Source organism: Microbacterium sp. BWR-S6Y (genome assembly GCF_041379845.1).
GTDB classification, from domain to species: Bacteria; Actinomycetota; Actinomycetes; order Actinomycetales; family Microbacteriaceae; genus Microbacterium; species Microbacterium hydrothermale.
Window position 1 is genome coordinate 752823 of record NZ_JBFECV010000001.1, and the last position, 22004, is coordinate 774826.

16 protein-coding genes are annotated in these 22004 nt (G+C 72.2%); 2 read left to right on the forward strand and 14 right to left on the reverse strand.

Annotated features, from left to right (window positions below):
• Window positions 1-44: 44 nt before the first annotated feature.
• From AB1K56_RS03665 to AB1K56_RS03685, 5 genes are all read right to left on the reverse strand, one after another.
• Window positions 45-956 carry an AraC family transcriptional regulator gene (locus AB1K56_RS03665; protein WP_371204598.1) on the reverse strand — a complete coding sequence of 304 codons (912 nt, stop codon included), beginning with the start codon at window positions 954-956 and terminating at the stop codon, window positions 45-47.
• An 89-nt stretch (window positions 957-1045) separates the two neighbouring features.
• Window positions 1046-2698 carry an alpha-amylase family protein gene (locus tag AB1K56_RS03670; protein WP_371204599.1) on the reverse strand — a complete coding sequence of 551 codons (1653 nt, stop codon included), beginning with the start codon at window positions 2696-2698 and terminating at the stop codon, window positions 1046-1048.
• Between the two features lie 234 nt (window positions 2699-2932).
• On the reverse strand, window positions 2933-3904 hold the full coding sequence (locus AB1K56_RS03675; protein WP_371204656.1) for a LacI family DNA-binding transcriptional regulator: 972 nt from the start codon (window positions 3902-3904) through the stop codon (window positions 2933-2935).
• Between the two features lie 279 nt (window positions 3905-4183).
• On the reverse strand, window positions 4184-5071 hold the full coding sequence (locus AB1K56_RS03680; protein WP_264632346.1) for a hypothetical protein: 888 nt from the start codon (window positions 5069-5071) through the stop codon (window positions 4184-4186).
• Between the two features lie 87 nt (window positions 5072-5158).
• Window positions 5159-6529, reverse strand: a complete 1371-nt coding sequence (locus AB1K56_RS03685; RefSeq protein WP_371204600.1) for an L-fuculokinase — start codon at window positions 6527-6529, stop codon at window positions 5159-5161.
• 83 nt (window positions 6530-6612) lie between these two features.
• On the opposite strand from AB1K56_RS03685, the gene AB1K56_RS03690 reads away from it, so the two are divergent.
• Window positions 6613-7827, forward strand: coding sequence for an HAD-IA family hydrolase (locus tag AB1K56_RS03690; protein WP_371204601.1), 1215 nt, complete (start codon window positions 6613-6615; stop codon window positions 7825-7827).
• A 310-nt stretch (window positions 7828-8137) separates the two neighbouring features.
• Entirely contained in the window at window positions 8138-10450 is a 2313-nt protein-coding gene (gene katG / locus AB1K56_RS03695; RefSeq protein ID WP_371204602.1) for a catalase/peroxidase HPI, read from the forward strand.
• A gap of 75 nt (window positions 10451-10525) precedes the next feature.
• Here the strand turns inward: katG and AB1K56_RS03700 are convergent, their stop codons facing one another.
• The 9 genes from AB1K56_RS03700 to AB1K56_RS03740 all read right to left on the reverse strand — a co-directional run bounded on the left by AB1K56_RS03700 (window position 10526) and on the right by AB1K56_RS03740 (window position 21969).
• Window positions 10526-13324: an FAD-binding and (Fe-S)-binding domain-containing protein gene (locus AB1K56_RS03700; protein ID WP_371204603.1), complete on the reverse strand. Its 2799-nt coding sequence runs from the start codon at window positions 13322-13324 to the stop codon at window positions 10526-10528.
• Window positions 13321-14358: a 1-phosphofructokinase family hexose kinase gene (locus tag AB1K56_RS03705; protein ID WP_371204604.1), complete on the reverse strand. Its 1038-nt coding sequence runs from the start codon at window positions 14356-14358 to the stop codon at window positions 13321-13323. The genes AB1K56_RS03700 and AB1K56_RS03705 overlap by 4 nt, the downstream gene beginning before the upstream one ends.
• Window positions 14355-15197 carry a class II fructose-bisphosphate aldolase gene (locus AB1K56_RS03710; RefSeq protein ID WP_371204605.1) on the reverse strand — a complete coding sequence of 281 codons (843 nt, stop codon included), beginning with the start codon at window positions 15195-15197 and terminating at the stop codon, window positions 14355-14357. Before AB1K56_RS03710 ends, AB1K56_RS03705 begins: the two co-directional genes overlap by 4 nt.
• Before the next feature lie 249 nt (window positions 15198-15446).
• The gene (locus AB1K56_RS03715) at window positions 15447-16436 is read right to left on the reverse strand and encodes an ABC transporter substrate-binding protein (RefSeq protein ID WP_371204606.1); all 990 of its coding nucleotides are present in this window, start codon (window positions 16434-16436) and stop codon (window positions 15447-15449) included.
• Window positions 16437-16480: 44 nt separating this feature from the next.
• The gene (locus tag AB1K56_RS03720) at window positions 16481-17563 is read right to left on the reverse strand and encodes an ABC transporter permease (protein ID WP_136588320.1); all 1083 of its coding nucleotides are present in this window, start codon (window positions 17561-17563) and stop codon (window positions 16481-16483) included.
• Entirely contained in the window at window positions 17560-18339 is a 780-nt protein-coding gene (locus AB1K56_RS03725) for an ATP-binding cassette domain-containing protein (RefSeq protein WP_136588319.1), read from the reverse strand. Before AB1K56_RS03725 ends, AB1K56_RS03720 begins: the two co-directional genes overlap by 4 nt.
• 2 nt (window positions 18340-18341) lie before the next feature.
• Window positions 18342-19736, reverse strand: coding sequence for an L-fuculokinase (locus AB1K56_RS03730; RefSeq protein WP_371204607.1), 1395 nt, complete (start codon window positions 19734-19736; stop codon window positions 18342-18344).
• Window positions 19733-20782, reverse strand: coding sequence for a hypothetical protein (locus tag AB1K56_RS03735; protein ID WP_371204608.1), 1050 nt, complete (start codon window positions 20780-20782; stop codon window positions 19733-19735). The genes AB1K56_RS03730 and AB1K56_RS03735 overlap by 4 nt, the downstream gene beginning before the upstream one ends.
• Window positions 20779-21969, reverse strand: coding sequence for a LacI family DNA-binding transcriptional regulator (locus tag AB1K56_RS03740; protein ID WP_371204609.1), 1191 nt, complete (start codon window positions 21967-21969; stop codon window positions 20779-20781). The genes AB1K56_RS03735 and AB1K56_RS03740 overlap by 4 nt, the downstream gene beginning before the upstream one ends.
• Between the last annotated feature and the right edge of the window lie 35 nt (window positions 21970-22004).

A 22004-nucleotide genomic window follows, 5' to 3' on the forward strand; every position in this document is an offset into this window, starting at 1 on the left:
CGTCCTTCGACGAAGGCGAAAGGCCCCCTCGATGTCCGGTTTCGTCAAACGGGGTGCCCGGAGCGGACCTCCCGAGGCGTGCACCCGTAGTGCATCCGGAAGGCCCGGCTGAAGTGCGGGTGAGACGCGAAGCCGCACCGTCCGGCGATCTCTCCGATCGGCACGGTCCCGCGCAGCATGTGGAGAGCGGCCGCGAGCCGCCGCATCCGGATCTCCTCGGCCAGACTCCGCTCCGCGGAGGAGAAGAGCCGACGCATCGTGCGATCCGTGAGGTCGAGACGGGCGGCGATGGACGCGGTGTTCAGTCGGGTGTCGTCGAGGTGCGCGTCGACGAAGTCGAGCACGATGCTCCGCCGGCCCGCCTCCGTCGACGCGAGCCCCGGAACCAGGAGCAGCCGGATCCGGTCGATGAGGTCGTCGTCGGACGACCCCGACGAAGCGAGCCTCCCCATCACACGACGGTGGACCGCGCCCGCGACGAGTCGCATCGTCGCGGTCGCGCCGACATCGAGCCGCCCCGTCGGGACCGCCTCGGTCGCGAGCAGGTGCGCGGCGTCCGCATCCGAGAACGCGATGACGATCTCGTCGACCCCGCCCCGGAACTCCCGGGAGAACGGCCGGTCGGTGGCGCAGACGACGGCCGATCCGGGGCCGTGTCCCAGGACCTGCTCGTCGCTGATCAGGCGCGCATCGCCCCGGCGGGTCAGGTAGATCGCCCGGCCGGGCGCGTCGTGGGCGACGATGTGCGCGCGCGTGCGTCTCACGGCGTGAGGCGTCGCGACGACGTGGGCCACGTCGAACGGCCCGACGCGGGCGCTGCGCACGGTCGCGTCGAACTCTCCCGACCGCGGCGCGACGCAGGCCAGGCCGACGAGCGCACGTTCGTGGTGGGCCTCCCAGGCGCTGATGCGCCCGGCGCGACCCACTCGTCGGGTGGAGAACGTCTGCGGCTCCATAACCGTCCCATCGACCCTCGCGGCAGCAACGATGATGCCGATTCAGCCTATTCCCGTGAATACGCTCGCGCGAGGGTCCCGCGGATCTCTCAGGCGATCCGCCGCTCCCCCGGCCGGATGACCCGCCACCACCGGTACCCGTACCCGTCGAGCGTCACCTCGAACCCGTCGCCGTCCAGGGTCTGCGCCCCGCCCGCGTCGTCGAGAAGGTCGACGAGGCGCCAGGTCTCGGCATCCGCTCCCTCGATCCGCAGGCGGAAGGTGCGACCGTCGGGGGCGAAGTTGTGCGCGGCGACGAGCATGCCCAGCTCGCTCGTGACCGAGTGGGCCAGCACGCACGCGTGGGGTTGATCCAGGATGCCGAGCTCCCCCCACCCGATCTCGGGGGACGCACGGTACTGACGCACGAGGTTCTGCGTGAACCGCAGCATCGAGTCGGGGTCGCGCCGCTGCTGCGCGACGTTGACGTGCTCGGGCGCGAATCCACCGGGGACGACGTCGGCGATGAGCTCGTCCGCCCCCGAGAAGCCCGCATCGACGTCCGCGGTCCACTGCATCGGCGTGCGCACGGCCGCGCGACTGCCCGAGATCGTGGGATTCTCGCCCATCCCGATCTCCTCGCCGTAGTACAGCACCGGCGCCCCGGGGAGAGAGAACATCAGGCTGTAGACCATGCGGATGCGGCGCGGGTCGCCCTCGAGCATCGACGGCAGGCGGCGCGTGATGCCGCGGCCGTGGATGCGCTGGCCCTCCTCGGGGGCGAAGGCCGCGAACACCTCCTCCCGCTCCTCGGCGCTCAGCTGATCGAGCGTGAGCTCGTCGTGGTTGCGCACGAAGTTGCCCCACTGGTTGCCGCGGGCGATCGCGGGCCGCGACTCCAGCGCCTCGCGCAGGGGCGCGGCATCCTGCCGGGCCAGGGCGAGGTACAGCCGCTGATTGGCGACGAAGTCGAACTGCATCGTGAGCTCGTCGCCGTCGGCGTCGCCGAAGAAACGCAGCTGCTCGTCGTAGGGCAGGTTGACCTCGCCGAGCATCATGGCGTGACCGCTGCGACGCGAGACGTATCCCCGCAGCGCGCGGAGGAAGTCGTGCTCGGGCCCGTCGCCTGCGTCGATGAGGTGGGGCACGGCATCCACGCGGAAACCGTCGACCCCCAGCTCGAGCCAGAAGCCGATGACCTTCGCGATCTCTTCGCGCACCTCGGGCTGATCGGTGGCGAGGTCGGGCTGATGCCGGTAGAAGGAGTGCTTGTAGTACTGCCCCGCGGTCTCGTCGAAGAACCAGACCCCGTCCTCGACGTCGGGGAACATGCTCGCCGGGGCGTCGTCGGGCACCTCGTCGCTCCACTGGTAGAAGTGCCGGTAGCGGCTGTCGGGGCTCTGCCGCGCCTTCTGAAACCACGGATGCCGATCGGAGGTGTGGTTCACGACGAGGTCGACGATCACGCGCATCCCGCGGTCGTGGGCCGTGCGCAGCACCTCGACCATGTCGCCGAGCGAACCGTAACGGGGGTCGACACCGTAGTAGTCCTCGATGTCGTACCCGTTGTCGCGCTGCGGCGAGGGGTAGAACGGGGCGAGCCAGAGGCACGTCACGCCGAGCTCGGCGAGGTGGTCGAGCCGCTGCGCGAGACCGCGCAGGTCGCCCACGCCGTCGTCGTCGGCATCCAGGTACGTCTTGACGTCGAGGTTGTAGAAGACCGCGGTCTTCCACCACAGGTCGCTGGTGTCGGTGAGCCTCACGACGCCACCTCCGTCCGAGCGGCGGGGCGGCGGTCGGGGTGCGGGGAGGTCGTCATCGGAGCCCTCTTCTCGGGAGCGGTGGCGTCTGTCCCTGTCTTTCCTACCGTCCGCGCTCCGACGGGTGAGCGCTCTTGCCCCGGGCGCGACGATGTGCGTCGCTCCGAGCCCGTCGACGGGACCGGCCCCGGTCGTCCGCGAGGCTCGACCCGCTCGACCGCGCCGAGGAGAGCACGATCACACCGCGCAGGACTCCCGCTCGACGAGGGAGACGTCGATGACCGTGACCTCGTCGAGGCCCAGGCCGGCGTCGGGCTCGAGACGCGCGAACACGCGCTCGGCGGCGAGCGCGCCGATGCGACGCGGGTCCTGGTCGATCACCGTGACGGCGGGCGTCAGGGTGTCGGCCATCGGGAAGTCGCCGAACCCGACGAAGGGCATCGGCTCGCCCCGCAGCACGTGCGCGAGCGCCATCGACGAGCGGGCGTTGGCCGAGAAGATCGCCGTGGGCGGCTCGGGCAGCGCCCGCAGACGCTCGAGGGCGGATGCCGCGGCCTCGCGCGTCGCGACCTGCGAGGCCACGAGAGTCTCGTCGACGTCGATCCCCGCTTCGCGCAGAGCCCGGCGCCAGCCCTCCACGCGCTTGGTCTCGGTCGAGAGGTGCACCATGTCGCCGACGTACGCGATGCGGCGATGACCGTGCGACAGCAGGTGGGTCGTCGCCAGGTGCGCTCCGGCCTCGTCGTTCTCGGTGAACGTGTCGGTGGTGAGTCCGACGGGAGCGCGGTCGACGAACACGATCGGGGTGTGCCCGCGCCAGCGCTCGAGCCACGAGTGGTCGGTGCCTACCGGGGCGATCACGAGCCCCGTCAACTGGCGTCCGAGCAGGGACTCGAGGGCGGGCTTCTCGTCGTCGGGGTTCTCGCCGAGGCTCGTCACGAGCGTCGACAGCCCGTGCCGGCGGGCGGTGTCCTCGACCGCGCGCGCGATCGCCGCGAAGAACGGGTCGACGACGTCGGGCACGGCGACGCCGATCACCGACGCCCGACCCGCGCGGAACGTCGTGGCCAGGGCGTTGGGCACGTAGTTCAGCTCGCGCATGGCCGCCTCGACCAGCGCGCGGGTGTCGGGCAGCACGTGCGGGTCGTCGTTGAAGACGCGCGACACGGTCTTCGTGCTCACCCCGGCGCGCTGGGCGACGTCGCGCATCGTGGTCACGAGACACCTCCAGGGTGCGGGCGGGTGGGGGCTTCGACTCGCAACCCTATCCGCCGCGCGCCGGCGTCCGAGCGCGCGCCCGGCGCCGGGGAGCGGCGACCGGATGCCGCGCCCCCGCCCGTGGTCGCGTCCGCGACCATCCGGCCGGTCTCCCGGTCCGCCCGCCCGGCACCGCGGCATCCGTCCCCCGCGTGCACCCGCGGAGAGCCGGTCCGACCGGGGTCGGATCCGGCCGGCGGACGCGATCGGCGCCGGGCGGGCGTGGTCATCTCAGCGTCCGTCGACCGCGTCGGCGAGCTCGCGCAGGCGGGGGAGGGCACGACCCGAGAGGAGCTCCTCGCGGCGGTCGGCGTCGATCGAGAGGCTGTCCTTCCACAGCGACCGACCGGCCATGGCCCCCGAGGCGCCGTTGGCGACGGCCGTGCGCACCTGCTCGATGAACGTCTCGTGGTCGACGCCGGCCGAGAGCACGGCCCACGGCACGCCCTGGGCGGCCTCGGTCACGCGGGCGCTCGCCTCGGCGGAGCCGGGGTACTGCAGCTTGAGGATCTTCGCGCCGCACGCGACGGCCAGCGCGGCGCCGTCGACCACGAGGTCGGCGAACTTCGCCTGGTACTCCTCGTCGCTCTCGCCCTCGAGCTGGTAGGTGAGCAGCTCGACGATGAGCAGCAGGCCCTCGGCCTCGCACGCCTGCACGAGGTCGCGGATCTCGTGCGCGACGCGGGAGTCGGCGTCCTGCTTGTCGGGGCGGGTGTACCAGAGCATCTTGGCGACGTCGGCGCCTTGCTCGCGGATCGAGTGCGGCGTCGTCCCGGGGACGTAGCGCGTGTACTTCAGGCCGTCGACCGTCTCGGCCCCCGAGGCGTCGAGACCGACGACGAGGGCGGTATCGCGGGCGAGCACGCCATCGTCGACGATCCGGGGCAGCGCGACCTCGGGGTCGAGCAGGATCGCGGGGGCGTGGTTGGCGAGGTGGCGCACGAGGTCGGCCTTCACCTCGGCGAGCTCCTCGCGCGAGATGGCGTCGGAGCCGTTCGGGGCGTCCTTGATCGCGGCCTTCATGCCGTTGCGCTGGTCGGCGGCGACGATGAGCATGTGGCCGTCGGGGGTGCTGATCGACTGGAGCGCGCGGCGCTCGATGGTGGTGAGGGCGTTCATGATCTCTCTTCTCTGGGGTTCATTCGCGCCGGTCGGCGCGGTGGTCTGTTCGCGCGTCGGGTCGCAACGGGCGCGGCGGGCAGGGAGTCAGGAGGGTACGGATGCCGAGACGAGTCGCCGCGCCATGTCGGCGGCTCCGTAGGCGACGTCCTGCTCGCGGGTGGACAGGGACGGATCGGGCAGCACCTCGGCGCGGGCGCGGCGCACGGAGGCCATGCCCGCCCAGCCGCCGGTGAGCGTCGAGTGGGTGGCGGGGGCGACCTCGCGGTCCATGGCGGCGATCAGTCGGGCGATCTCGTCGTTGCTGTGCCGCAGCACGGCGCCGAAGATCTCGGCGGGGCTCGCCTCGGTGTGCAGCGTCAGCCGCAGCACGCCGTCGTCGTTGCGGGCGCCGGCGACCTCGATCGCCCCGGCCGGCAGCTCGCCCTCGTAGGGCAGGGCCATGACCGCGGCATCCAGCTCATCGCGCCCGGCGCGGTCGCTGATCCCGGCCGCGTGCAGCGCCCGACGCAGCAGCAGTCCGGTCTTCACCCCGGCGACGAGCACGTGCCGGCCGGGGACGACGTGGCGCACCTCGTTGATGAGCGCGTCGGCGAGGCGCTGCCGCGCCGCGAAGCCGAGGGGCGCGTCGAGCACCCGGAGCAGCACCTCGGCGGTGCCGAGCGACACGTGGTAGCCGTCGGCATCCAGGGTTCCGTTGGCCTGGGCGGCGACGAGGTGGTCGTGCCCGGCCACGGTGAGCGCGGCGCCCGCGACGCGGGGACCGAGATCAGCGGATGCCGTGCCCCAGGGAAGACCGCCGCCGCGCAGGGGCGGCAGCAGGTCGGCGGTGACGCCGAGGGCGTCGAGCATCGCGGGCCAGGCGGCGCCGGAGTCCTGGTCGATGAGGCCCGTGCGCGAGGCGAGCGAGAGCTCGAGGGCGATGTCTCCCCCGAGCGCGGCCGCGACGAACTCGGGCAGGTCGAGCCAGCGGAGCCCCGCGAGGTCGGTGCCCTGGTCGCGCAGCCACGCGAGCTTCGCGACGCTCACCTGCGCGCCGAGCGGGAGGCCCGTGCGGCCGGCGAACTCCGCGCGGACGGCGTCGGGGAAGGCGGCGATCTGCTCCCACCCGCGCGGGTCGAACCAGGCGAAGCCGGGGGCGACCGCGCGACCGTCGGCGTCGATCAGGATGCCGGTCTCGCCCATGCCGGCGACCGCGAGGGAGGTGAGCGGCGTCGAGGTCCGCGGCGCGAGCTCGGCCTCGACGAGGTCGATGAGCGAGCGCAGGGCGGCGAGCAGGTCCTCGGCGTCGAGGTCGGTCGTGCCGGCCTCGCCGACGCGCCACGGCGTCGGCACCTGGGCGCCGGCGACCTCGATCCCGTCGTCGTCGATGACGAGCATCTTGATGCCCGTGCTGCCGAGGTCGATGCCGCCGTGCAGGCGCTCCGACCCTCGCACCATGTCACCGGTGTCGTGCATGAGCGGCCGTCCTTTCCGGAACCTCTTCGAGTCCCGGAATGACAAGCATGACACCGGTGACTTGCTACGTCTATGGTGGGGGTATGCCGTCGTCGTGTCAAATACCCGATCCGCTCGCCGTCGTCGTCGCCGGACCCGCCGGAAGCGGCAAGAGCACGCTCGGTCGAGCGCTGGCGGCGGAGCTGCGAGCCGCCCTGGTCGACCTCGACAGCGTGACCACGCCGCTGCTCGACGCGCTCCCGTCCGAGGCCCTGGGCGGGCACTGGCTCACCTCGCCGCACGCGGGTGCGATCCGCTCCGGGCGCTACGCCGCCCTGCGCGCCACGGCCGCCGACGTCCTCGCGACCGCCGGACGCGTCGTCGCCGTCGCCCCGTTCACCGCCGAGCTCGCCGGGGGCGACGAGTGGCAGGCCCTGCGCGACGCGTTCTTCCCCACCGAGCCGATCGTCGTGCACGTCGACGGCGACCCCGCGGTGCTCGCCTCGCGTCGCGCCGTTCGCGGAGCTTCCCGCGACGCGCACCGCCCCGACACCCCGTCCGTCGCCCCCGCGATCGACGTCCTCGGCGTCGACGCGGAGCTCACGACGACCCAGCAGCTCGCGCGACTACTCCCCGCGCTCGGGCGCAGGCGCCCGGTCGACCCCGGCGCCGCGATCTTCGCGCGCGAGTTCGACGCCGTGCTGTTCGACCTCGACGGCACGCTGGTCGACTCCACGGCATCCGTCGTGCGGTCGTGGCGGCGTTTCGCCGAGCACTACGACGTGTCGATGCAGGCCCTGCACGCCAACCACGGCCAGCCCGCGCGCACGCTCGTGAGCCTGCTGCTCCCCGCGGAGCGGCACGCCGAGGCGCTCGCGCACGTGACCGATCTCGAGGTGAGGGATGCCGTGGGCCTGCACCCCATCCGCGGAGCCGACGTGTTCTTCGACGCCGTGCCCGCCGAGCGTCGGGCGATCGTGACGTCGGGCTCGGTGCCGATCGCCACGGCCCGCCTGGCCGCTGCCGGCTACGACCGGCCCGCGGTGTTCGTCACGGTCGACGACGTCGTCAACGGCAAACCCGACCCCGAGCCGTTCCTGCTCGCCGCCGAGCGCCTGGGCGTGGATCCGTCGCGCTGCCTCGTCGTCGAAGACGCCCCGGCCGGCATCGCCGCCGCCCGCGCGGCGGGCTGCGCGGTGATCGCGCTCACCGGCACGACCGCCGAAGAGGAATTGACCGCCGACCTGGTCGTCGACGGACTGGATGTCCTGCGTATCGAGGCCACCGCCGCGGGGGCGCTGCGGCTCGTCCCGGCGTGATCGCCTGACCGTCGCGGCGGCACCCGACGGGCCGTCGGCCACGGGCGGGGACGACGCCCGCGGTCCGCTGCCGCGCGCCGGAAACAGCCCGCGCGAGAGGGTCAGGGTCCCCGTGCGACCGCGCTCCTGAACGACGTCGGCCGCACACCTTACGCCAATCGGAACCCCTGCTGGGGATTCTCTTTGTCCCATAGCGCGCCGCGCTGCGGCTGCTTACTCTGGGCCCATTCGCGCAGCTTCACTTTCGTGATCGTGTCGCACCCGACCGCGGCGAAGTTGCTCTCTCCACTCGAGTCCAGAAGGAGCACCCATGAGCTCGGACGACAAGACCGACACCTGCAGCTACCACATGGCCGGCAGCCTCCCCGCCGGCGGCGACCACCTCGGCGGAACCTTCGGCCAGGCGCCGAGCCTCGACAGCTGGTACCCGCAGCGGCTGAAGGTCGAGCTGCTGCACCGCAACGGCGTCGCGGCCGACCCGCTCGGTGCCGACTTCGACTACGCGGCCGCGTTCGCCACGATCGACCTCGATGAGCTGAAGGCCGACATCAAGGAGCTGCTCACCACCTCGGTCGACTGGTGGCCGGCGGACTACGGCAACTACGGCCCGCAGATGATCCGCATGGCCTGGCACGCCGCCGGCACCTACCGCATCGCCGACGGACGCGGCGGGGCGGGGACCGCGATGCAGCGCTTCGCTCCCATCGGCAGCTGGTGGGACAACGGCAACACCGACAAGTCCCGTCGCCTCCTGCAGCCGATCAAGCACAAGTACGGAAACGCGCTGTCGTGGGCCGACCTGATGGTCCTGACCGGCAACTGCTCGCTCGAGCTGATGGGCCTGCCGACGTACGGCTTCGCCGGGGGACGACTCGACGCCTGGGAGCCCGACGACGGCACCTGGTGGGGACCCGAGGTCTGGAACCCGCACAACGTCGAGAGCCCCGACGAGATGGTCAGCCGCGACGAGCGCTGGCACGGCGAGAACGGCGACGCGGACTACGACCTGCAGAGCCCGCTGGCCGCGTCGCACCAGGCCCTGATCTACGTCAACCCCGAGGGGCCGTACGCCAACGGCGACCCGATGGGCTCGGCCCGTGACATCCGCATCACGTTCACGCGCATGGCGATGAACGACGAAGAGACCGTCGCCCTGATCGCCGGCGGACACGCGTTCGGAAAGAGCCACGGCCAGGTGCCCGCATCGAAGATCGGCCCGTCGCCCGAGCTCGCACCGATCGAGTCGATGGGTCTCGGGTGGCACAACCCGGTGGGCAGCGGCAACGCCGAGAACACCTCGACCAACGGCATCGAGGGCAGCTGGACGCCGAACCCGATCCAGTGGGACAACACCTACCTCGAGAACCTGTTCGCGTACGACTGGGAGCAGACGAAGAGCCCGGCCGGCGCGCTGCAGTGGACGCCCACCGACCCGGACGCGCCGAAGACCCCCGACGCGCACGTGCCGGGACAGATGAACCCGCTCATGATGATGACCTCGGACATCGCCCTGAAGGTCGACCCGGAGTACCGGGCCGTGTGCGAGCGCTTCCTGGCCGACTTCGACCTCTTCACGCTGGCGTTCTCGAAGGCCTGGTACAAGCTCACCCACCGCGACATGGGCCCGAAGCACCGCTACCTCGGCCCCGAGGTCACCATCGCCGACGACCTGCTCTGGCAGGACCCGCTGCCCGACGCCGAGGGCCCCGCCCTCGACGAGGCCGACGTGGAGGCCCTCAAGAAGGCCGTCCTCGACACGGGGCTGTCCGTGTCCGATCTCGTGTACACGGCCTTCTCCGCCGCCTCCACCTATCGCGACAGCGACAAGCGGGGAGGGGCGAACGGCGGACGTCTCGCCCTCGCACCCCAGAAGGACTGGGCGGTCAACCGCCGCACCGTTCCCGTGATCGAGGCGTTGCGGTCCGTGCAGTCGGACTTCGCCGCCGCGTCGGACGGACGCCAGGTCTCGCTCGCGGACCTCATCGTCCTCGCCGGCACGGCCGCTGTCGAGCAGGCGGCGCGGGCGGCGGGCTCCGACGCCGAGGTCCCGTTCACTCCGGGCCGCGTCGACACGACGCAGGAGCTCACCGACATCGAGATGTTCGAGTGGCTCCGCCCGGTCGCGGACGGCTTCCGCAACTTCGTGTCCGAGCGCTTCGACCAGTTCGCCCCGGGTGTCGCGCCCGAGGCGGCGTTCCTCGACAAGGCGAACCTGTTCACGCTCACCGCGCCCGAGTGGGCCGTCCTGACGGCAGGCCTGCGCGTCCTCGGCGCCAACTGGGACGGATCCGACCGGGGGGTGTTCACCGACCGCGTCGGCGTCCTGACGACGGACTTCTTCGTCAACCTGACCGACACCGATCTGGTCTGGACCAAGGACGACGACACCGCGTCGACCTTCACCGGCCGCGTCCAGGCGACCGGCGAGGCGCGCTGGCGGGCGTCGCGCAACGATCTCGTGTTCGGCTCGAACGCGCAGCTCCGTTCGATCGCCGACGCCTACGCGGGCGCCGACGGGCAGGAGCGGTTCGTCCGCGACTTCGCCGAGGTCTGGTCGAAGGTCATGATGCTGGACCGCTACGACGTGAAGGGCCACAAGCGCTACGGCGCGATGGCCGCCTGACCCTCGTCGCCGCGCTCGTCGCCCCCTCTCGCATCGGAGAGGGGGCGACGTTGCGATTCGGCAGAGAGCGCGCGTCTACCGCGTCGCCCGCTCCAGCAGCTCCAGCACGTGCACGTACGACTCCCCCGTCGCCTTCGTCATCCCCAGCTCGCACGTGCGGTTGCACGAGGCGTGCGCGTCGGCACCCCAACCCGCGACCTCGGCCGCCTCGGGAGCCGTCGCCGCCTCGGTCAGCTCGGGGTGCAGCATCCCGCGGTCTCCCGCGTAGGCGCAGCAGCCCCACGCGTCGGGCACTCGCACCTCGGCCGCGACGGCCTCCCCCACCGCGCGCAGCGCCGGGTCGATGCCCAACTGCTTCGACGAGCAGGTCGGGTGGAGTGCCAGCAGTTCGGCCACCGGGGTCGCCGTGAGACGCGGGAGGAGAGCGGATGCCGCGAAGGCCACGGCATCCATCACGTCCACGCCTTCGTCGCGCAGGGTCGCCGCGAATCCCTCGGTGCAGCTCGACGCGTCGCACACGACCGGGAGCACCCCGTCGCGCGAGGCCGTGCGCACCGCGGCGCGGACGCGCGCCGACATCGTCGCGTGCCCCTTCGCGTAGCCCTTCGACGACCAGGGCGTGCCGCAGCACAGCGCGTCGATGCCGTCGGGCACCACCGCCGCGACCCCCGCGCGCTCGAGCAGGCGCGTGAACGCGGCGGTCGCGCCGATCCCGTCGGCGGGGCCGAACATACTGCCCACGCAGGCCGGCAGGAACACCGCGACGGGCTCCACGCCCGGTGCCCCGACGACGGAGCCCAGCGAGCGACGCGACGACCCTCCGCTCGGCAACTCCGCCGAGTAGCGGGGCACCGTGTCGGTGCCGAGCACCGCGCGGGCGGCATCCGTCACCGTCCGCACCGCCGGCGTCGGCAGCGCCGACGCGACCGAGAGCGCCGCGGAACCCGCCCGCGTGACCGCTCCCCACCCGGTCGCCGCGGCCGACCAGCCCGCGGCGAGCACGGGGTTGGCGTCCTCGCGGCGGAAGCGCTTCATGAGCGAGCCCGTGTTGATGAGCACGGGGCAGGCCGTCTGGCACATGCCGTCGACGGCGCAGGTCTGCACGCCGTCGTAGTCGTAGTCCTTCTCGAGTTCCGCGGCCAGGGCGCCGTCGCCGCGCTCACGGGCGGCGGTCGACGCGCGCCGCACGACGATGCGCTGGCGCGGGGTGAGCGTCAGCGACCGACTCGGACACACCGGCTCGCAGTACCCGCACTCGACGCACCGGTCGGCCTCGGGCTCGATCGAGACGGGGGTCTTGAGGTTGCGCATGTGGGCGGTGGGATCGTCGTCGATGATGACGCCCGGATTCAGGATGCCGCCCGGATCGAGCACCCGCTTCAGTCGCACCATCACGTCGTAGAGCTCGTCGCCGTACTGGCGTCGCACGTAGGGCGCCATGGCGCGGCCCGTCCCGTGCTCGGCCTTGAGGTTGCCGCCGGCGCCCAGCACGAGGTCGACCATCGCGTCGGTGAAGCCCTCGAACCGGCGAAGGGCCGTCGCCCCCTCGAAGCGGTCGGTGAGCATGAAGTGGATGTTGCCGTCCTTGGCGTGACCGAAGATCACGCTGTCGGCGTAGTCGAAGCGCGCGAACAGCTCCTGCAGGCCCCCGCATGTGTCGGCAAGGCGTTCGACCGGCACGACCACGTCTTCGAGCAGGGCGGTGGTGCCCGAGGGGCGCGCGCCGGCGACCGAGGCGTAGAGGCCCTTGCGGAAGGTCCAGGCGGCGGCGCGGTCGGCGGCGTCGCTCGAGAAGACGGCCGGGTCGAGCAGCTGCTGCTCCGCGAGGACGCGCCCCCCGGCGTCGGCGAGCTCGCGCAGGGCGGACGGATCATCCGCGTGATACTCCACGAGCAGCGCCGCCTGGGTCGTGGCCTCGAAGCCGTGGATCGCCGCGGGCGTGCCCGCCAGACGCTGGCCGACGCGGAGCGACGTGGCATCCATGAGCTCCAGGGTCGCCGCGCCCGTCGCCACCAGTGCGGGAAGCGAACGGGTGGCGGCGTCGAGCGTCGGGAACACCGCGAGCGTCGTCGCGATCGCGGGGCGGATGGGCACGGTGCGGAACGTCGCCTCGGCGACGAAGGCGAGAGTCCCCTCCGATCCCACGACGAGATGGGCGAGCAGGGCCGCGGGGGTGTCGTAGTCGAGGAACGCGTTGAGGGCGTAGCCCATCGTGTTCTTCATCGCGAACTGCCGCTCGATGAGGGCGACGCTCGCGGCATCCGCCACCACGCGCTCCCGCAGACGCATCAGCTCGTCGACGAGGGCGGGCTCGCGCTGGGCGAGCAGGCGGTCGGCATCCGGGTCCGCGGTGTCGACGACGGTTCCGGATGCCAGCACCACGACGAGCGACTCGAGGGTGCGGTACGAGTTCTCCGCCGTCCCGCAGGCCATGCCGCTGGAGTTGTTCGCGACGACGCCGCCGATCGTGCAGGCGGCCTCGCTCGCCGGATCGGGACCGAGGCGGTGGCCGTGCCGCGCGAGCCGCGCGTTGACCTGGCGCACCGTCGCCCCGGGCTGGGAACGCACCCGACGTCCGCCGTCGAGCACGTCGATGCGCCCGAACCCCTGCCGCACGTCGACGAGCAGCCCCGCGCCCGACGACTGCCCCGACAGGCTCGTGCCACCCGAGCGGAACGTCACCGGGGTGCGCGAGGCCGTGGCCGCGCGCAGGATCGCGCCGACCTCCGCCGCATCGGCGGCGACCACCACGGCCTCGGGGGTGAGGAGGTAGTGCGAGGCGTCGTTGGCGTAGGCGACGCGGTCGATCGCGCGGGTGCGCAGGCGCGAGGCATCGCCCACGGCCGCGGCGATCTCGGGCGCGAGGGTGCTCATACGGTCTCCTGGGGTCGTCGAGTGTCGGTGGGCGCCGGAGCATCCCCCTCGGCGGTCAGCACGCGCGAGAGGTCGGGCGAGGTCTCGACGAGGGCCCGGATGCCGAGCGGCGGACCCGCCACGACCGTCGAGGCGTGCGCGACCGCGTGCGCTCCCCACTCCGCGGCGCTCGCGGCGGCGACCGCGAGCGCGTCGGCACCCGCGGCGGACGCGGCCGGGGCGCGCGTGAGACCGAGCAGGAAGCCCGCGAGGGCGGCGTCTCCCGCGCCGGCGGTGTTGGCGACGTAGGGGGCGTCGGCGCGCGCGAACACCGCGCGGTCTGCGGTCACGGCGAGCAGTCCGTCGGCGCCCATGCTCGCGAGCACCGTCTGCACGCCCCGGGCGACGACCTCGCGCGCCGCGACCACGACGTCGCCGAGGGTCTCGAGCGGGCGGCCCACGGCCGCGGCGAGTTCGTCGACGTTCGGGGTGAGCAGGTCGATGCCGGTCGGATCGGCCAGCAGCGCATCGAGCGCCGCACCGCTCGTGTCGACGGCGACCCGGGCGCCCAGCTCGCGGGCGAGATCGCGCACGCCCCCGAGGTCGACGATCGCCCCGGTGTCGGCGAGCTCGGGCAGGCTCCCCGAGATCACGAGCCACGCGTCGCCGCGGGTCGAGAGCTCCTCGCGCAGGACCGCGACCGTGGCATCCCACGCCTGCTTCGACAGCGGCGGGGTCGGGGCGTTGACCTTGGTCGTGGCGCCGGCCGCGTCGATGATCGACGTGTTCACCCGCGTCGCGCCGGGCACCTCGACGATCCGAAGGAGAGGGGCGGTCAACCCGCAGCGGGCGAACCGCACGTCGTCCGCCCCGAGCACCACGACCGCGGCGGTGTCGGCACCGCCCGCGGCGAGGGCGGCCGAGACGTTGACGCCCTTGCCGCTCACCTCGCGCGTGTAGCTGTCGGCGCGGGTGAAGGTCGCGGGGCGCAGCGATACGACTCGGTAGGTGGCGTCGATCGCTCCGGCGGCGGTGAGGGTGACGATGCGGCTCATGCGCCGACCTCGCTGACGATGCGCCCGGTGATGACGTCGAGAAGGCGATGCACCTCGCCGGCGACCGCCGCGCGGCCGGGGGCGAGCCAGCGGCGGGGGTCGATGGCATCCGGATCCCGGTCCAGCTCGTCGCGGACGGCCGCGGTCAGCACGGTGTTGAGGTGCGTGCCGATGTTGATCTTGCGCATGCCCGCGCGCACGGCACCGTCGATCCCGGCGTCGGCGACACCGCTCGAGCCGTGCAGCACGAGGGGCACCGGGAGTTCTGCGGCGAGCCGAGCGATGAGGTCCTCGTCGAGGGTCGCGCTGCGCTCGCGCATCGCGTGCTCGCTGCCCACGGCCACGGCCAGGGCGTCGACCCCGGTCGCCGCGACGAAGCGCGCGGCCTCGGCGACGTCGGTGCGCACGCCCGGCGCGTGGGCGCCCTTGCCGCCGATCTCGCCGAGCTCGGCCTCGATCCAGGCGCCGGCGGCGTGCACGCGGGCGGCGACGGCGGCGGTGCGCTCGAGGTTCTCGGCATCCGACAGGTGGGCCGCGTCGAACATGACGGAGCGGATGCCGACGGCCAACGCCTCGTCGATGAGCGGCTCGTCGGTGGCGTGGTCGAGGTGCACGACGACGTCCACCCGCGCGGCCTCGGCCAGGCGCAGGGCGGCGGTGGCGGCGGGCGCGATCCCGCCGTGGAAGGCGATGGCGTTCTGCGAGAGCTGGAGGATCACGCCGGTCTCGGCGGCCTCGGCCCCCGCGACGACGGCCTCGGCGACCTCGAGGGTGATGAAGTTGAAGGCCCCGACCGCGCGGTGCGCGGCGAGCAGGTCGGGCATGTCGGCCAGCGGCACGGCGGTCTCTCTCTCGATGGGGTGGAACGGTTCGCGGGCCCGGCGGCTGATAGGCGAGCCCGCTGGCCGACCGGCGAGCCCGTTGGCTGGGCCTGTCGAAGCCGCGGGTGGGTGGTTGCGGTTCCTTCGACGGGCTCAGGGACCTGGGGTGCGCGAGCCCGGTGGCTGAGCCTGTCGAAGCCTGCGGGCGGAGGGGGTGGATGCCGGGACCTCCGCGCGAGCGGGGGTCCCGACATCCGGGCTCAGGGGTCAGCAGCTCGACTTGTAGACCGCGTCCTTGCCGTCGCCGTTGATGTTGTCCTTGGTGAGGATGGTGAAGCCGGTCTGGATCTTCTCCTCCGTCGCTTCGCCCTTGAGGGCGGCGATGGCCTGCTTGACGCCGTCGGAGCCGATGGTGGCGGGCTCTTGGGCGACGAGGGCCTGGACGGTTCCGGCTTCGAGGGCCTTGACCTGGGCGGGACCGGCGTCGAAACCGACGATGGTGACCTGGCCCTGCTTGCCGGCCTGCTGGACGCCGGTGGCGCTTCCTTCGGCGGCGAAGAGGTTGGCGGCGAAGATGCCGACGATGTCGGGGTCCTTCTGCAGGGCGGCGGTGACGATCTCCGCGGCGGTGGAGGGTTCGTTGTGGGAGTACTGCACGCCCACGGAGGTGAACTTGGAGTCTTTCTTGACGGCGTCTTCGAAGCCCTGGGCGCGGGCGTCGGTGGTGGACACACCGGGGTCGGTGGAGACGACGAGGACCTTGCCGCCGTTGGGGTTGGCCTTCTGGATCGCCTCGAACGCGGCCGCTCCGCCGCCTTCGTTGTCACTGGAGATCTGCGACACCGCACCGGAGGGGTCCTCCAGCGTCGTGTCGACGAGGACGACCTTGATGCCGGCGGCTTCGGCTGCGGCGATGGGCGCCTGCATGGCGGAGACGTCGGTGGGGGCGATGAGCAGTGCGTCGGGCTTCGACGCGACGACGGCGTCGACGATGGGCTTCTGCAGGGTGGGGTCGAACTTCTCCGGACCCTGGGTGGTGACGGTGGCGCCTTCCTTCTCGGCTTCGGCTTCGATGCCGCACTGCATGGAGATGTAGAACTCATCCCCGGCGACGCCCTGCACGAACGCGATCTTGTAGCCCCCGTCGGAACCGCCGGAGGCGGATCCCGACGACGAGCCGCCGGAGCACCCGGCGAGGACGAGGGTGGCTGCGGCGCCGAGGGTGGCGAACGCGAGAACCTTCTTGTTCCACTGCATTGTGATTGCCTGTTCTCTCTTGGTTGATTCCGGACGCCGGGCGCTCAGCCGCGGCGTCCTCCGCTGACGAACTTGCGCCAGAGGCTCTGGGTGTTGCCGCGGGTCGCGGCGGTGCGGCGCACCTGGTCGACGTAGACGGCGGTGATCAGCACCGCGCCCACGGCGACCTGCTGCCAGAACGGCTGCACGCCGGTGATGACGAAGCCGTTCTGCAGGACGGCCGGGATGAAGAGGCCGACCACGGTGCCGAAGATCGTTCCCACGCCGCCGAAGAGCGAGGTCCCGCCGATCACCACGGCCGCGATGACGTTCAGGTTGGTCTGCGACTGGCCGGCGATCGCGGTGGTCGAGAACTGCGAGAGGGCCAGGATGCCGGCGAGTCCGGCGAGCGCCCCCGACAGCGTGTAGACCGAGATGAGGTGGCGGTCGACCTTGACGCCGACGCGGCGGGCGGCGAGCTCGCTGGAGCCGACGGCGTAGGTGTAGAGGCCGAACTTCGTGAAGTGCAGCACCACCGCGCCGATCACGACGACCACGAGGGCGATGACGCTGATGATCGGAAGCGAGCCGAACACGTTGCCGTAGCCGATCGACACCGTGAGCACGGTCGGCACGTCGCGGATGTCGACGCCGCCGGTGAGGATCTGCGCAAGACCCAGGGCCATGCCGAGCGATCCGAGCGTGACGATGAGCGGCGGGATCTTGGCTTTCGCGATGAGGAAGCCGTTCAACAGTCCCCAGCACACACCGCTGAAGATCGAGACCAGGATGCCGACGGTGGCCACTCCCCAGCCTTCGCCGCCGAGCGCGCGCATCGTCAGGGCGGAGACGACGCCCGAGAACACGAGCACCGAGCCGATCGAGAGGTCGATGCCCGAGGTGATGATGATGTAGGTCATGCCGACGCCGAGGACCGCGAGGATCGAGGCGTTCTGGATGATGAGGCGGAAGTTCGACCACTGCGCGAACGAGTCCGGTGCGAGCGCGCTGAAGATCAGCACGATGACGATGAGGATGAGCAGGATCTGGAAGGCCTGCGCCTTCAGCAAGCCGACGAAGAAATTGGGCTTGGTGTCCTCGAACGTGCCGATGGCCACCGTCTCGGTGGGGGGCGTGGTGGTGCTCATTTCGAGTCGTCCTTCGTGACGGCGCCGGTCATGAGCCCGACGAGTTCTTCCATGGAGGTGTCCTTCGCGGAGATGTTGGCGACGCGCGTCCCCAGGCGCAGCACCTGGATGCGGTCGCAGACCTCCATCACGTGCGGCATGGAGTGCGAGATCAGCACGACCGCGATGCCCTTGTCGCGCACGCGGCGGATCGTCTCGAGCACGTTCTTCGTCTGACGCACGCCGAGGGCGGCGGTCGGTTCGTCGAGGAAGACGAGGCGACCGGCCCAGTGCACGGCTCGGGCGATCGCGATCGCCTGACGCTGACCGCCCGACATCTCCCCCACCGGCGACGACAGCGACCGCACGGTCGCACCGAGTTCGTCGAACGCGGCGCGTGAGGCCTTCGCCATGTCCTTCGTCTTCATGAAGCCGAGGGCCCCGGCGATCCCGGGCCGGCGGATCTCGCGACCGAGGTACATGTTCTGCACCGGGTCGAGGTGCGGGGCCAGGGCGAGGTCCTGGTACACGGTCTCGATACCGAGCGACGACGCCACCTGCGGGTTGGTCATCTCGATCGGCTTGCCGTCGAAGCGGATCTCGCCCTCGTCGACCGCGAGGTTTCCCGACAGCGCCTTCACGAGCGTGGACTTGCCGGCGCCGTTGTCGCCGATCAGGGCCGTGACCTCGCCGGGGTAGACCTCGAAGTCGACGTTGTTGAGGGCGCGGACGTGACCGAACTGCCGTGAGAGACCGCGTGCCTGCAGCACGGGCGTGGCCGTTGTGACTGACGACATCGTCAGCTCCTTTCCGTAGTGAGGAGAGAGGAAGAGAGGAACGCCTCGGCGACGTCCTCGAAAGAAGAGGAGGAGGAGACGGCGAACGCCGCGAACAGCGCCGCCCCGTAGGCGGTGCCCTCGTCGTGTGTCGAGACGGTGACCTCGGGCAGCAGCGCGGAGCGGGAGCGGACGACGGATGCCATCGACGACCACCCGCCGGTGAGCACGGTCGAGGTGGGCGGAGCGACCTCGCGGTCCATGACCGCCATGCACTCGGCGAGCATGTCGTTGCCGTGGCGCAGGGACGCGGCGAACAGCTCCGCGGGGCTCAGCCCGTCGCTCTGGGCGACGATCGTGAGCACGCCGTCGTCGTTGCGCGCCCCCGAGACGGCGAGACCGGCGTCCGAGACGGTTCCGTCCACGGGCAGCGCCATGGTCTCGTCGTCGACGCGGGCGCGGCCCACGGCATCCGTGATCCCGAGCAGCTGCAGCACGCGGCGCATCAGCAGGCCCGACTTGGTCCCTGCGAGCAGCACGTACTTGCCCGGGATGACGTGACGCACGCAGTTGATGCCCGCGTGGGCGAGACGCTCGCGCGCGGCGAACGGCAGCGTGTCGTCGAGCACGCGCACGAGGGCCTCGGCGGTGCCCATCGAGTCGTAGAGCTGACCCGTGTGGGTCGCGCCGGCCGCGACCGCCGAGACGAGGTGGTCGTGACCGGCGATGGTGAGCGCCGCACCCTGGAAACCCGCGGGCATATCGGGGTCGCTCAGCGTCCCCACGGCCTCGCCCGCGCTGACGAGCGTCCCGAGGATCGAGGCGTCCACGCCGAGCACGTCGAGCGCCGCCTGCCAGGGGGTGCTGTCGTCCTGGTCGATGAGACCGGTCCGCGAGACGAGCGAGTACTCCGCGACGCGCGGGCCGCCGAGCGCGTGCACGACGAACTCGGGCACGTTGAGGAAGGTGGTGCCCGCGAGGGCGATCCCCGTGTCGCGCAGGTGCAGCAGTTTCGAGACGGATGCCAACGGCCCCACCGGCAGTCCGGTACGGCCGGGGAACTCGGAGCGGAAGTCCGCGGGGGTCGCCGCGATCTGCGCCGCGCCCCGGGGGTCGAACCAGGCCATGATCGGCGCGAGCGCCTCGCCCGCGGCATTCAGCAGCACGCCCGCCTCGGCCATTCCCGAGACGCCGAGCGCGACGATGCGGTAGCCCTCGTCGAGGCGGGTGTCGGCCTCGGCGGCGAGCTCGTGCACGACGGCGATCGCCTGGGCGGCGGTCATCTCGGCCTGTCCGTGGTCGAGGTTGGTCCACGGCGACCGGCGGCTCACGACGAGCACCTGGTGCCCGTCGGGGGTGGCCACCAGCAGCTTGGTGCTGGTGGAGCCCATGTCGATCCCGACGACGTAGTCGCTCATCGCACGTCACCCCCGCGGAGGGTGGCGGGCCAGCCGGCGCCGGGGGCGGCGACGAGGATCTCGGCCGCGCCGGTCAGCCGCCAGGCGCCGAAGGCGTGGGGCACGGCGTAGACCTGACCGCGCTCGACCTCGACGGTCCCGGCGTCGGACACGAGCGCACCGGAGCCCTCGCGCACCAGCACCACCGCGAAGCCGGCATCGAGCGATGCGGCGTCGCCCGCGGTGTCGCCCGCCGCGTCGAACAGGCGGAAGTACGCGTCGGCGGCCGCCGGCATGAGCGAGCGGAAGGCGGGCCCGGGAGCGGTGGTGCCGGCGGTGCTGATCAGGGCGTCGAGGGAGGCGGCATCCAGCTTCGCGGTCGAGACGGCGGGCATCACGGCGTCGAAGCCGAGGTCGAGGTGCGACTCCTCGCGCGTCGAGGTGGTGACCGACCATTCCAGCAGGATCGAGAAGTCGGTGGGCTCCTGCACCTCGGCGACGAAGATGCCGCCGTCGATCGCGTGCACGGTGCCGGCGGGAACGAGCACGCCCATCCCGGGTCGCACGACGACGCGGTTCATGCGCGACAGCATCCACTCGCTGTCCTGCGCGTCGCGGCGCCGGTCGAGCTCGTCGCGGTCGACGTCCTGGTTCCAGCCGACGTGCACGGCGCAGTCGTCCTCGGTCTCGAGCACGAACCACGCCTCGGTCTTGCCGTACGGGCAGTCGAGGTGCGCGCCCGCGAAGGCGCGGTCGGGGTGCACGTGCACGGGGAGGCGCTGTCGCGCGTCGAGGAGCTTGACCAGGATGCCGAGATCCGCGGCATCCCGTCCCGCTCGCGCTCCCACCCAGGCGGCGCGGTCGGCGCTCACGAGATCGCGCAGGAACGCGCCCTCGTCGGTCACGGCGAGGCCGATCTCGTCGGAGCCGAAGCGCGACACGGTGGAGCCGAGCCACTCCTCGGGCTGACGGTCGGTCTCGGGCACGATCCCGCGCAGCGCCGCGATGCGGTCGCCGCCGAGGTAGAAGTGCTGCACGGGGTTGGGGGGCAGCAGGACGGGCTTCATGAGGGGGCTCCGAGGGGGACGACGGCCGAGGCGGCGACGGCGCCGACCGGCTCGAGGTGGACGGGGGCGAGCGCCGCGGCGGCGGCGGTGGGGATCAGTGTGTGGCCATTGGAGGAGGTGCCGCGCGCCGTGGTGCCGCGAGGCGCGACCGGCACCTCGCCCGATCCGCGCGCGACGAGGCGCGTCGGTACGACGGTGCGGGTGGGCTCGGCGTCGGGGTCGAGGGCGAGTTCACGCAGGCGCCGGAAGGCCGCCGCCCCCATCAGGCGCGGGTCGTGGTCGACGTAGGTGATGCCCGGTTCGAGCACCTCGGCGAGGGTGAAGTCGCCGAACGAGATCAGCGCGGGCATCGCAAGACCCCGGGCGCGGATCGCCTGCACGGTGCCGATCGCGGCGAGGCTCGTGGCGCACAGCAGCGCGGTGGGGGCGTCGTCGCGTTCGAGCAGCCGCGAGGCCTCGGCCGCCTCTCCCGCGCGGAACCGCTCGTGCGTGACGACGAGCGAGGGGTCGAAGGCGACTCCCGCCGCCTCGAGGGCCGAGCGGTAGCCGGCGAGACGGTCGCTGACGGTGGGGTAGGGCACGTCCTCGCCCATGAACGCCACGCGACGGTGCCCGTGGGCGAGCAGGGCCGCGGTGGCCTCGGCCGCCGCACCGAAGTCGTCGATCACGACCGCGTCGATGCCCGATCGCGAGCGGTCGACGGTCACCACGGGAAATCGCGTGCGCAGTCCCGCGAGCGTCGCCGCGCCCACCGCGACGGGAGCGACGACGAGACCGGCGAGGCGGTGGCCGGTCAGACGGTCGAGCTGGGTGCGCTCGCGTGCGGCGTCGTAGCCGGTGCTGGCGAAGATGACGCTGAGCCCTTCGGCGACGGCGAGCTCTTCGACCACGCTGACGAACGCGGCGAAGAAGGGGTCGCTGATCGCGTCGATCAGGATGCCGATCGTGTCGGCCGCCTGCCGCTTGAGCTCGCGTGCGCTGCGGTCGGGCACGAAGCCGAGGGCGCGGACGGTCTGCAGCACCTTGTCCCGGGTGCCGGGAAGCACGCCGGGCTCGTCGTTGATGACGCGCGAGACCGTCTTGGGGCTGACCCCGGCGGCGGTCGCGACGTCGATGAGGCGGGCGCGCGGGCGGGCCACGGGGGCCTCGCCGACCGCTGTCGCGGTCACCTGCTCGTCGTGCGTCATCGCATCTCCGACATCGTTGTCATTCGGACAGGAGA